The sequence below is a fragment of the Modestobacter sp. VKM Ac-2985 genome, assembly GCF_026967925.1.
In the GTDB taxonomy this organism is placed as follows: Bacteria; Actinomycetota; Actinomycetes; order Mycobacteriales; family Geodermatophilaceae; genus Modestobacter.
Genome location: NZ_JAPVBI010000001.1, coordinates 562,346 through 574,989, shown reverse-complemented (window position 1 = coordinate 574,989; position 12,644 = coordinate 562,346). Strand labels below are relative to the sequence as shown.

Here is a 12,644-nt window from a genome sequence, read left to right as displayed (position 1 = left end):
CGCGACGTAGCGTGGAGCGGATGCCCCCGGACCAGCCCGCCACGCTCGCCGCCTGGCTGCGCACCCGCACCGACGAGCAGCTGGGCGCCCTCCTGGTGGCCCGGCCCGACGTCGCGCGCCCGGCGCCGTCGGACGTGGTGGGGTTGGCGACCCGGCTCGCGGTGCCCGTCTCGGTCGACCGCGCGCTCGACGAGCTCGACGCGGCGACCCTGCAGGTGCTGGACGCGGTCCTGCTCTCCCCCACCGACGGCGTCCCGCGCACCGGGCTGCCCGCGCTGCTGCCCGACGTCCCGACCGAGGTGGTCGACGCCGCGGTCGGGACGCTGACCACCCGGGCGCTGCTCTGGGGCGACGACGACCTGCACGCGCCCGAGCCGGTGCGCCGGGCGGTCCGCTACCCCGCCGGGCTCGGGCGCCGGGCCACCGACCTGCGGGTCCCCCTCCCCCGCGACCTGCCAGGCACGCTGGCCGACCTGGCCCCCGACGAGCGCACGGTGCTCGACCGGCTGGCCGGTGACCGCCCGGTCGGCCACCTCCCCGACACCACCGCCGGGTCGCTCAGCCCGGCCCGCCGGCTGCTGCAGGCCGGGCTGCTCGCCCGGATCGACGCGGTCAACGTGGAGCTGCCCCGCGAGATCGGCCTGGCCCTGCGCGGCGACCGCCCGCTCGGCCCGCCGCGGCTGCGGCCCGAGCCGGAGGTCAGCGAGCGCGACCCGGCGATCGCCGACCGGCAGGCCGCGGGTGCCGCACTCGAGGTGCTCAGCCGGGTGAACGACGTGCTCACCGCGCTGGAGGAGGAGCCGGCCGGGCTGCTGCGCAGCGGCGGGCTGGGCGTGCGGGACCAGAAGCGGCTGGCCAAGGAGCTGCGCATCGGGGAGGCCGACCTCGCCTTCCTGGTCGAGGTCGCGCACGCCGCCGGCCTGCTGGACGTCGGCGGCGCGCAGCGCGACGAGTGGCTGCCGACCCGCGGGTACGACGCGTGGCGGGAGCAGGACCTCGCCGACCGGTGGGCGCTGCTGGCCGCCGGCTGGCTGACCAGCGTCCGGCTGATCTCGCTGGTCGGTCAGCGCGACGTGGCCGGCAAGGCGGTCAACGTGCTCTCCCCCGACGTCGTCCGGCAGACCGCGCCCACGCTGCGGCGCTCGGCGCTGGGCGTGCTGGCCGAGTTCCCGCCCGGCCAGGGCCTGACGGCGCCGGAACTGCTCGCCTTGCTGCGCTGGCGCACCCCGCGGCGGGCCGACCGGCTGACCCCGGTGCCCGACCTGCTCGCCGAGGCCGAGCGGCTGGGGGTGCTGGTCGGCGGGGTGCTGAGCAGCGGCGGGCGCGGCCTGCTCACCGGCGGGGAGGACGACGCCGCGGACGCGATGCGCGGGCTGCTGCCGGCCCCGGTCGACCACGTGCTCGCCCAGCCCGACCTGTCGCTGATCGCCCCCGGGCCGCTCGTGGCCGACCTGGCCGGCACCCTCGCCGTCGTCGCCGACGTCGAGTCCTCGGGCGGGGCCACGGTCTACCGCGTCTCCGACGGGAGCATCCGACGGGCGCTGGACGCCGGCTGGTCGGCCGGCGAGCTGCAGGACTTCTTCACCCGGGCCTCCCGCACACCCGTGCCGCAGGCGCTGGAGTTCCTGATCGACGACGTGGCCCGCCAGCACGGCCGGCTGCGGGTGGGCGCGATCGAGTGCTACGTCCGCTCCGACGACCACGGTCTGGTCTCCCAGGTGCTCAGCGACCGGCGGACCGCGGGTGCGGAGCTGCGCCGGCTGGCCCCCGGCGTCCTGGTCAGCGGGCTGGGCGCCGACGAGGTGCTCACCGTGCTGCGCACGGCGGGGTACGCGCCGGCCGGGGAGTCCTCCGGTGGCGCGGTGCTGACCCGACCGAAGGCGCCACCGCGGGCGGCCGGTCGCCGTCCCGGTGCGGCTGCTGCGGCGATCGCCCCCCGCCCGCTCGCACCCGACGACGTCGCGGCGACCGTGCGGGAGATCCGGGCCGGGGACACCGCCCTCGCCGCCCGCCGCACCGAACCGGTGCGCCAGGTGCCCGGGGTGACGACCGCGAGCACGCTGGAGCTGCTGAGCCGGGCGGTGCGCGAGGGCGTGCCGGTCTGGCTCGGCTACGTCGACGCCCAGGGCAGCGGCAGCCAGCGGATCGTCCAGCCGGTCTCGCTGGCCGGTGGCTTCCTGCAGGGGTTCGACGAGGGGCGCGGGGAGAGCCGCACCTTCGCCGTCCACCGGATCACCTCGGTCGCCCTGGCCGATGCGGAAGACGCTGCCGCGCCGTCCTGATCTCTGTTCCCTTGATCGGGTGAGTCCGGGATGATCAAGCATCCGCCCGGCGTTGCGCGGATCGGTTGGCGTGTGCAACCAGCGGCCGGGCAGCAGATCCCGGTTCTCCGCTGGTTGCCGCCAGGGCTGAGGAGCGTGGAGATGACGAGGCAGCGAACGGTGGCCGATCGGCTGGCAGCGGCTCTGGGGGCGGTGCTGGGGACGGCGCAGCCACCCCTGCGCCTGCGCGGGTGGGACGGTTCCCTGGCCGGACCGCCCGGTGCACCGGTGCTGGCGATCCGCTCCCGGCGGGCGCTGCGCCGGCTGGTCTGGTCGCCCGGCCAGTTGGGCCTGGCGCGTGGCTACGTCGCCGGGGACATCGACATCGAGGGCGACGTCTTCGCCACCTTCGCCGCCCTGCGCTCGGCCGGCCGGCTGGCCGAGACCGGTCCGATGGCCCCGCCCACCTGGCGCGAGCGGCTCGGGCTGCTCGGCACCGCGCTGCAGCTGGGGGCCATCGGCCCCGAGCCGGCCCCGCCCGCCGAGGAGATCGACCTGGGGCGGGCCGGCCGGCGGCACTCCCGGTCCCGCGACGCGGCGGCGATCTCCCACCACTACGACGTGGGCAACGACTTCTACTCCCTGGTCCTGGGCCCCTCGATGGTCTACTCCTGCGCCGTCTGGGAGACCCCGGAGACCGGCCTGGACGCCGCTCAGGAGGCCAAGCTCGACCTGGTCTGCCGCAAGCTCGGGCTGGTGCCCGGCGCCCGGCTGCTCGACGTCGGCTGCGGCTGGGGGTCGATGGCGATCCACGCCGCCCAGCACTTCGGCGTCGACGTCGTCGGGATCACGCTGTCGGAGGAGCAGGCCCGGATGGCCCGCAAGCGGGTCGCCGAGGCCGGACTGACCGACCGGATCGACATCCGGGTGCAGGACTACCGGACCGTGGACGACGGGCCCTTCGACGCGATCAGCTCGATCGGCATGGCCGAGCACGTGGGCCGCGCGCAGATGCCCGAGTACGTCGCCCAGCTGCGCGCCCTGCTGCGCCCGGGCGGCCGACTGCTCAACCACGCGATCAACTGGAACGACGGCACCGCCACCACGGACCCGGACAGCTTCATCTCCCGGTACGTCTTCCCCGACGGGGAGCTGCTGGGGCTGGGCGAGACGGTCGGGCTGCTGGAGTCCGCCGACCTCGAGGTGCTCGACGTGGAGGCGCTGCGCCAGCACTACGCGCTCACCCTGCGCGCCTGGGTGCAGCTGCTGGAGCAGAACTGGCACGCCGCCGTCGCGGCCTCCAGCGAGGGCCGGGCACGGGTGTGGCGGCTGTACATGGCCGCCTGCGCGCTCGCCTTCGAGGCCGGCGACATGGGCGTCAACCAGGTGCTGCTGCAGAAGGCCGGTGGCGAGCAGCCCCCGCTCCGCCGCACCGCCTGGACCTGACCGGGGCGGATCGCACGCTCTCCGTGCGCTCTGCACGTGCTGCAACGCGTGCGAAGGACCCGGAGAGCGTGCAACACGGCCCACACCGCCGTCCGGAAGGGGACGTCGTCCTGCGGCGTTACCGTGGACAGTCCGGCGCGCCCGTCTGCGCCGGAGCCCCGAACAGAGGATGCGTACGCGTGAGTGACGGCCCCCTGATCGTCCAGTCGGACAAGACCCTGCTGCTCGAGGTCGACCACCCGTCGTCCAAGGAGTGCCGGGCGGCGATCGCCCCGTTCGCCGAGCTGGAGCGTTCACCCGAGCACGTGCACACCTACCGGGTCACCCCGCTCGCCCTGTGGAACGCCCGCGCCGCCGGCCACGACGCCGAGCAGGTCGTCGACGCGCTCGTCCGGTACTCGCGCTACCCGGTGCCGCACGCCCTGCTCGTCGACATCGCCGACACGATGGACCGCTACGGCCGACTCACCCTGGCCAACCACCCGGTGCACGGGCTGACCCTCACCAGCACCGACCGGGCCGTGCTGGAGGAGGTCGTCCGCAGCAAGCGGGTGGCCCCGATGCTCGGTGCCCGCATCGACGCCGACTCGGTCGTCGTGCACCCCTCCGAGCGCGGCCGGCTCAAGCAGGCGCTGCTGAAGATCGGCTGGCCGGCCGAGGACCTCGCCGGCTACGTCGACGGCCAGGCCCACCCGATCGAGCTCGACCAGTCCGACTGGCACCTGCGCGACTACCAGCAGCAGGCCGTGGACGGCTTCTGGGCCGGCGGCTCGGGCGTCGTCGTGCTGCCCTGTGGTGCCGGGAAGACGCTGGTCGGCGCCGCGGCGATGGCCGAGGCGAAGGCGACCACGCTGATCCTGGTCACCAACACCGTCTCCGGGCGGCAGTGGAAGCGCGAGCTGATCGCCCGCACCACGCTGACCGAGGAGGAGATCGGCGAGTACTCCGGGGAGCGCAAGGAGATCCGGCCGGTCACCATCGCGACCTACCAGGTGATCACCACCCGCCGGAAGGGCGAGTACCGGCACCTGGACCTCTTCGACGCCCAGGACTGGGGCCTGATCGTCTACGACGAGGTCCACCTGCTCCCGGCGCCGATCTTCCGGCTCACCGCCGACCTGCAGTCCCGCCGCCGGCTGGGGCTCACCGCGACGCTGGTGCGCGAGGACGGGCGGGAGGACGACGTCTTCTCCCTGATCGGGCCGAAGCGCTACGACGCCCCGTGGCGGGACATCGAGGCGCAGGGGCACATCGCGCCGGCCGAGTGCGTCGAGGTGCGGGTCAGCCTGGACGACGAGGAGCGGATGACCTACGCCGTCGCCGAGCCGGAGGAGCGCTACCGGATCGCGGCGACCGCGCAGTCGAAGCTGCCGGTGATCCGCCGGGTGCTGGAGCGGCACCCCAACGAGCCGTCCCTGGTGATCGGCGCCTACCTGGACCAGCTCGAGGAGCTGGGCGCCGCCCTCGACGCCCCGGTGATCCAGGGGTCGACGACGAACAAGGAGCGGGAGCGGCTGTTCCAGGCGTTCCGCACCGGCGAGATCCGCACCCTCGTCGTCTCCAAGGTCGCGAACTTCTCCATCGACCTGCCCGAGGCCGCCGTCGCGGTGCAGGTGTCGGGCACGTTCGGCTCCCGGCAGGAGGAGGCCCAGCGGCTCGGCCGGGTGCTGCGCCCCAAGGCCGACGGCCGCCAGGCGCACTTCTACACCGTGGTCAGCCGGGACACCCTGGACAGCGAGTACGCCGCCCACCGGCAGCGCTTCCTGGCCGAGCAGGGCTACGCGTACACGATCGTGGACGCCGCCGACCTGGCCGGCCCCGGCGAGGTCAACGGCCCCGACTGGGTCGACGAGCCCGCCGACTGAGGAAGGCCCCCCTCGCCCCCCGGCGAGGGGGCGCATAGAGGAACGCCCCGTTGCCGGGACCCCGTCCGGGACCCCAGGCGACGGGGCGTTCCTCGTTCGCCGTGAGGCTTCAGCAACCGCGCAGGACGCCGCCGAGCCGGGTCATGCCCTCGGCGATCCGCTCGGGAGCGTGCGTGGTGAACGACAGCCGCAGCGTGGCCCGGTCGGGGACCCCCGCGTAGAACGCCGCTCCCGGCACGAACGCGACGTCGGCGGCGAGAGCCCGCGGCAGCAGCGCGGCGGTGTCCACGCCGCGGGGCAGCCGGACCCAGACGAACATGCCGCCGTCCGGCTCGGTCCAGCTGCTGCCCGCCGGCAGGGCCGCCGGCAGCGCGTCGACCATCGCGTCCCGGCGCCGCCGGTAGGCCGTCCGCAGCCGGGCGAGGTGGGTCTCGACGTCGGCCGTGCCGAACCACGCCGCCGCGGCCGCCTGGCCGATCGTCGAGGTGTGCAGGTCGGCCGCCTGCTTGGCGACGGTCAGCGCCGGCAGCAGCCGGGACGGTGCACGCAGCCAGCCCAGCCGCAGCCCGGGAGCGGCGATCTTGGAGAAGCTGCCGACGTGGACGACGTGCCCGTCCGCGCCCGGTTGGGCCGCCAGCGGTGCGACGTCGGCACCCCGGTAGCGCAGCTCCCCGTAGGGATCGTCCTCGACCAGCCAGACCCCGTGCCGCTCGGTGAGCGCGACGACCTCGGCGCGGCGGTCGGCGGGCATGGTCCGGCCGGTCGGGTTGGCGAACGTCGGGACCAGGTAGACCAGCGCCGGCCGCTCCCGCCGGATCGCCTCCTCCAGCGCGTCCGGGTCCATGCCGTCCCCGTCGGTGGCCACCGGGACGACGCGGGCGCCGGCCAGCTGGAAGCACTGCAGCGCGGCCAGGTACGTCGGGTCCTCGACCAGCACGACCGCGCCCGGGTCGACCAGCGCGGTCGCCAGCAGCGTGAGGGCCTGCTGCGAGCCCGAGGTGACCAGCAGGTCGTCGACGGAGCTGAACATCCCGCGTGCGGTCAGCCGGCCGGCGACCCGGGCCCGGAGCTGGCGGTCGCCCTCGGTCGGTGCGTACTGCAGGGCGCGGCGGGCGTGCGGGCTCCAGAGCACGGCGTCGTAGGCGGCGCGGACGCCGTCCAGGTCGAACAGCTCGGGGGCAGGCAGCCCACCGGCGAAGGAGATGACCTGCGGCCGGTCGAGCAGGGCCAGCAGCTCGCGGACCGGGGAACTGGCGACCCCGGCCAACCGCTGGGCGAGCGCAGGGACGGGCGGGGCGAGGACGGCAGCAGACACGAGGGCTCCAGGAGGCACGGCGCAGTGAGGGGAAGGCGGCGCTGGGGGGCGGGGGGTGTCCCGCCCGGATCCGCGCCGAGGGGCCTCCTGGTCAAGGGGCCGCCTCCACCTTACGACTCGCCGCGGACTGTCGTCACTGCCGGAGCTCCGGAGCCCCTCCGGGGCGGCTGGGAGGGACGGGGCCGGCGGGGCGTGACGGGCCGGTCCGACCCGAGCATGACGAGGCCCACAGTGAGCGCGACCGGACGGCGAACGTGCAGCTCAGCGGCGTGACGATCCGGCCCCATACGCCCTGCCGGAAGGGGCGCGCCGGAGGCACCCGGTTGGGCGTGTTGCTCCCCCGCCGACCAGAATGGGCCCCGACATGGCGACTGCGACAGAGGCGGCGGCCCGGGCCCCGCAGACGAACAGCCGACCGCTCCGGGCCTGGCAGCAGGCGGCCCTCGGCAAGTACGAGGAGGAGTCCCCGAAGGACTTCCTGGTCACCGCGACCCCGGGCGCCGGGAAGACCACGTTCGCGCTGACCCTGGCTGCCCGGCTGCTGTCCCGGCGCGAGATCGCCCGGGTGATCGTGGTCTGCCCGACCGACCACCTGCGCATGCAGTGGGCCGACGCCGCCGATGCGATGGGCATCGTGCTGGACCCGAACCTGACCAACGCCGTCGGCCCGGTGCGCGCCGGCACGCAGGGCTACGTGACCACCTACGCCCAGGTGGCCGGCAAGCCGATGCTGCACGCAGCGCGGGCCACCACGGTCAAGACGCTGGTGATCCTGGACGAGGTGCACCACGCCGGTGACGGCCTGTCCTGGGGCGAGGCGGTCGAGGAGGCCTACGGCCGGGCGGCGCGACGGCTGTGCCTGACCGGGACGCCGTTCCGCACCAAGGCCGATGAGCGCATCCCGTTCGTGAAGTACGTGGAGGACGGGTTCGAGGGCCAGGGCGGCCTGATGTCGACGGCCGACTTCACCTACGGCTACAAGGAGGCGCTGGCCGACAGCGTCGTCCGCCCCGTCGTCTTCGCGGCCTACACGGGCACGTCCCGCTGGCGGAACTCCGCCGGCGAGGTCGTCGCCGCCTCGCTGAGCGAGGCCGGCACCCGCTCGGTGGAGATGCAGGCGTGGCGCACCGCGCTGGACCCCAAGGGCCAGTGGGTGCCGCACGTGATCGCTGCGATGGACGACCGGATCACCCACCTCCGCGAGGAGGGCGGCATGCCCGACGCCGCCGGGCTGGTACTGGCCAGTGACCAGGACGACGCCCGCGAGTACGCGAAGATCGTCCGCCGGGTGACCGGCAAGGCACCGGAGCTGATCCTCTCCGACGACCCCAAGGCGTCGAAGAAGATCGAGAAGTTCAACAAGGGCGGCGCCCGGATCGCGGTCTGCGTGCGGATGGTCTCCGAGGGCGTGGACGTCCCGCGCGCCGCCGTCCTGGCCTGGATGACCTCCTACCGGACGCCACTGTTCTTCGCCCAGGCCGTCGGCCGCGTCGTGCGCGCCCGCGCGCCGCACGAGTCGGCGACCGTCTTCCTCCCCGCCGTGCGCCCGCTGCTGTCGCTGGCCGCGTCGATGGAGGAGCAGCGCAACCACGTCATGCCGCCGCCGAAGAGCCAGCCCGACGAGGAGCTGGAGGCGCTCGACCTACCGCCGCGGGAACCGCGCGAGGGCGAGATGAAGCAGTGGGAGGCGCTGGAGGCCGACGCCCGGTTCGCGCACGTGCTGTCCAGCGGGACGGCGCACACCGGCGAGGGCTCCCCCGTGGTGGTGCCGCTGGAGGCCGACGCGGAGGACTTCCTGGGCATCCCCGGGCTGCTCACCCCGGCGCAGACCGCCGAGCTGCTGGCCAAGCGGGACGACGAGCTCCGGATCCGGATCGCCGCCTCGCACGCCCGGGGGGACGACGACTTCATGGTCGTCGAGGACCACCCTGAGGAGGAGGAGGCCGGCCGCTCCTGGCGCGACGCCACGGAGCTCCGCCGGGAGATCAACCGGCTGGTGAACCGGGTCGCCGCGAAGACGTCGCAGCCGCAGGCCGTGGTGCACACCCAACTGCGCCAGTCGGTGCCCGGCCCGCCGTCGGCCTCGGCGTCGGTCGACGTCCTCCGCGCCCGCCGCGAGCGCCTCCGCACCATGCTCTGACAGCGCACCGCTGCCCCACCGAGTGGCAGCTGAGCGGGGATCCCGGAGCCGGGAAGCCCGTTGAGCTGTCACTCGGCGCTCGTCGGTGGGGTGGGCGTCGGCACGGCCGGCCCCGGGACCCTGAGCTGCAGGACCAGGGACGGATCCGGGGGTTCCCCGATACCGCGGGGACGCCGTCGGGCGCAGGCTCGTGTCATGACCGAGACGACCCCGATCGACAGCGTCCAGACCGAGACCCCGCGCACCGAGAGCCCGCACACGGAAGCCGCCCACCCACCGTTGGAGCGCAGTCGCACCCACCTGATGGTCGGCGGGGTCGCCGCCGGGCTGGCCCGGCACACCGGGATCGACGTGCTGCTCTGGCGGCTCGGGTTCGTCGCGCTCACGTTCGCCGGTGGCGCCGGGTTCTTCCTCTACCTGGCGCTGTGGCTGCTGATGCCGGCCGCGCCCGCCGGTCCCACCGACCGCACGAACGTGCTCGACGAGTGGGTCGAGCGGCTCCGCGCCCGGTTCACCCGGCAGAACGCGTACGTCGCGCGTTGATCATCGGCGAACGGCTGGGTGACACGCCGCCGGGCGCAGCCGTTCGCCGATGATCAACTGTGGGAGGGGAGCAGGCCGCGGGCGGCGGCGAGGGCGACCGCCTCGGTGCGGCCGGAGGCGCCGAGCTTGGCCAGGATGTTGCTGACGTGCACGCTGGCCGTCTTCTCGCTGATGAACAGCTCCGCGCCGATCTGCCGGTTGGTGCGGCCCTGCGCCACCAGCGCCAGCACCTCCGTCTCACGCGGGGTGAAGACGGTGGTCGCCGCCGTCGGCACCCCGGGGAGCTCCAGCCGCCCCCGGCGGGCCAGTGCCTCGATCGCCGTCCGCAACGGCGCCGCACCCAGCTGCACGGCCACCTCGTGCGCGGCCGCCAGCTCGGCGGCGGCGCCGGGGCGGTCGTCGGCGGCGAGCAGCGCCTCGGCCAGCCGGAACCGGGAGCGGGCCTGGTCGTACACGTGCCCGTAGCCGAACTCCGCGACCGCCTGCCGCCAGAGCTCCACCCCGGTCTCGCCGCGCACCCGGGCCAGTTCGGCCGCCAGCCTCGTGCCCCAGGCGCGCGCCTCGATCCCGGCCGGGTACGGCACCTCGGCCGCCGACCGGCCGATCGCGGCCAGCTCCGCGGCCTCCACCTCCCAGCGGGCCACGGCCGTCTCGTCCCCGGCCCGGCGGGCCGAGGTGGCCGCGTCGGCGACCGCCGCCAGCGCGGTGGCCACCAGCCGCACCGAGGCGAGCCGCTCCTCCCCCCACAGCTCACGCAGCCGGCGATCGGCCCAGCGGGCTCGCTCCCCCGCCGTCGCCGCATCCCCGGCGTGGCCGGCCAGCTCGATCTCCGCCGCCACCGTGGCCAGCATCAGCAGCACGTGGTTGTCCCAGCGGGCGGCCGGACCCTGCGCCCAGCCCAGCCGTTCCGCGGCCCGCGGGTCACCCCGCCCGACCAGCACCAGCAGCCCGTCGGCGCGCACGTGGGCGGCCATGTCGGGCACGCGGACCAGCGCGTCGGCCGCGGCCAGGCTGCCGTCCCAGTCGCCGAGGACGTACCGGGCCAGCACCTCCAGGTGCCGCAGCTCGGCGCCGTAGAACGACCACTCGACGCCCAGCGCCCGGGCCCGGGCCAGCCCGGCGGTGGCGAGCTGCAGCGCCTCCCCGACCTCCCCGGCGTCGTGCGCGGTGATCGCCTGGCTGAACCACACCCGCATCTCGACGTCGGCGTCGCCGGACCGCTGCGCCCGCGCCCGCGCCTCGGCGAACCGGACCCGTACCGCGGCCCGGTCACCGGTGCCCGACCCCCGGGCCAGGGAGACGGCGGTGTCGGCCCAGGCGCTGTCCAGGCCGAGGGCGTCGGCCGCGGCCAGCGCCTCCTCCGCGGCCGCGTCCGCCTCGGCCACCAGCCCCAGGCTGTAGCTGGTGCGGGCATGGGTCGCCGCCGCCCAGGTGCGCACCACCGAGGGGGGTTGGGCCGGCACCAGCTGCATCGCCGCACTGCTCTCCCGGTGGGCGTCCGTCGCCTCCTCGATCCGGCCGAGCACCTGGGCCAGGGTGTAGTGCACCCGGGCCCGCGCCTCGGGGTCGCCGTCGGTGCCCAGCAGCTCCTGGGCCGAGCGCAGCAGCGCCACGGCCCGATGGAGGTCCCCGACCGCGCGGGCCGCCGCCGCCGTGTCCAGCAGCACCGCCCACTGCGGGCGCCCGGCGCGCTCGGCCGCCTCGGGCACCGCCGTCCACAGCGCGAGCACCGACTCCAGGTGCTGCAGCTGCTCGGCCGGTGCGCCCACCCGGCGGGCGGCGTCCGCCGCCTCCAGGGACGCGCCGAGCGCACCGGGCAGGTCGTTGCTCTCGCGCAGGTGGTGGGCCCGTTCGGCGGCCGTCCCCGCCTCCGGCTGGGTGGCCAGGTGCGCGGCGACGGCGGCGTGCAGCCGCACCCGCTCCCCGGGCAGCAGGTCGGCCAGCACCGCCTCCCGCAGCAGGGCGTGCCGGAACCGGTAACGGCCGTCGTCGGAGACCACCAGCAGGTGGTGGTGCACCGCCTCGGTCAGCGCCTGCTCCGTCTCCTCCGGGCTCTTCCAGGAGACCGCGGCGACCAGCTCGTGCCGCACCTGGCGACCGGCGACGGCGGCCACCCGCAGCACCTGCTGAGCGGCCGGGCTCACCTGCTCGACCCGGGCCAGCAGGACGTCGGACAGCCCACCCGGGAGGACCTCCCCGGTCCGCCCCGCGGCGACCAGCTCCTCGGCGTAGAAGGCGTTGCCCTCGGCCCGGGCGACGACGTCCTCGACGCTCGCCGCGGACGTCCCCCCGGAGTCGGCGGCCAGCCGGCGGACCAGCTGCTCCACGTCGGGATCCGGCAGCGGGTCGAGCTGCAGCCGCTCGACGCCGGGGAGCCGGACCAGCTCGGCGAGCAGCGGACGCAGCGGGTGCCGGCGGTGCAGGTCGTCGGCGCGGTAGGAGGCGACGACGGTGACCGGTTCGCCGACCTGCCGGTCGACCAGCCGGGCCAGCAGGTAGCGCAACAGGTCCCGGCTGGACCGGTCGGCCCAGTGCAGGTCCTCCAGCACCACGAGCAGTGGTCGCTGGGTGGCCAGCTCACCCAGCACGGCGGCCACCGACTCGAACAGCTGGAGGCGGCCGTCGTCGTCCGGCGGGCGGAGCACCGACGGCGGCAGGGACCGACCCAGCTCCGCAGCCGCGCTGTCGGGCACCGGCGCACCCGGCCCACCGGTGAGCGGGCCGGCCAGCGCCGGGTGCCGGGCCAGCACCGGTGCCAGCTCCGGGTCGGCGACGACGGGACGGAGCAGGTCGACGAAGGGCAGGTACGGCAGGCCGACGTCGCCGAGGTCGACGCAGTGCCCGATGAGCACGCGTGCGCCGCGCCCGGTGGCCCGGCGGCTCAGCTCGTCCAGCAGCCGGGTCTTGCCGACCCCGGCGTCACCGGCGACCAGGACGGCGGACGGACGCCCCTCGGCCGCCTGGTCGACGTGCGCCATCAGCCGGGCCAGTTCCGCGGCCCGGCCGATGAGCGGGGGGTCCTCCCAGCGCGGCACGGCGCCGATGGTGGCAGAGCCCACCGACAGCGGCGCCGG

General features: G+C 75.6%; 7 protein-coding genes. 5 read left to right on the top strand and 2 right to left on the bottom strand.

Annotation, left to right across the window (positions count from 1 at the left end; genetic code table 11):
• The first annotated feature begins 20 nt into the window (after positions 1-20).
• The 3 genes from O2V61_RS02590 to O2V61_RS02580 all read left to right on the top strand — a co-directional run bounded on the left by O2V61_RS02590 (position 21) and on the right by O2V61_RS02580 (position 5,572).
• Positions 21-2,282, top strand: coding sequence for a helicase C-terminal domain-containing protein (locus O2V61_RS02590; RefSeq protein WP_269181771.1), 2,262 nt, complete (start codon positions 21-23; stop codon positions 2,280-2,282).
• Between the two features lie 141 nt (positions 2,283-2,423).
• Positions 2,424-3,707, top strand: a complete 1,284-nt coding sequence (locus O2V61_RS02585) for an SAM-dependent methyltransferase (RefSeq protein ID WP_269181770.1) — start codon at positions 2,424-2,426, stop codon at positions 3,705-3,707.
• 179 nt (positions 3,708-3,886) lie between these two features.
• A complete protein-coding gene (locus O2V61_RS02580) occupies positions 3,887-5,572 on the top strand; it encodes a DNA repair helicase XPB (RefSeq protein ID WP_269181769.1) in 1,686 nt (561 codons plus the stop codon).
• Positions 5,573-5,681: 109 nt separating this feature from the next.
• Here the strand turns inward: O2V61_RS02580 and O2V61_RS02575 are convergent, their stop codons facing one another.
• Positions 5,682-6,887, bottom strand: a complete 1,206-nt coding sequence (locus tag O2V61_RS02575; RefSeq protein ID WP_269181768.1) for an aminotransferase-like domain-containing protein — start codon at positions 6,885-6,887, stop codon at positions 5,682-5,684.
• A gap of 364 nt (positions 6,888-7,251) precedes the next feature.
• Here O2V61_RS02575 and O2V61_RS02570 point away from each other — a divergent pair, with 364 nt between their 5' ends.
• Both O2V61_RS02570 and O2V61_RS02565 read left to right on the top strand, forming a co-directional pair.
• Positions 7,252-9,027: a DEAD/DEAH box helicase gene (locus O2V61_RS02570; RefSeq protein WP_269181767.1), complete on the top strand. Its 1,776-nt coding sequence runs from the start codon at positions 7,252-7,254 to the stop codon at positions 9,025-9,027.
• A gap of 195 nt (positions 9,028-9,222) precedes the next feature.
• Positions 9,223-9,570 carry a PspC domain-containing protein gene (locus O2V61_RS02565; protein ID WP_269181766.1) on the top strand — a complete coding sequence of 116 codons (348 nt, stop codon included), beginning with the start codon at positions 9,223-9,225 and terminating at the stop codon, positions 9,568-9,570.
• 53 nt (positions 9,571-9,623) lie between these two features.
• Here O2V61_RS02565 and O2V61_RS02560 read toward each other — a convergent pair whose 3' ends face one another.
• The gene (locus O2V61_RS02560; RefSeq protein ID WP_269181765.1) at positions 9,624-12,605 is read right to left on the bottom strand and encodes a helix-turn-helix transcriptional regulator; all 2,982 of its coding nucleotides are present in this window, start codon (positions 12,603-12,605) and stop codon (positions 9,624-9,626) included.
• Between the last annotated feature and the right edge of the window lie 39 nt (positions 12,606-12,644).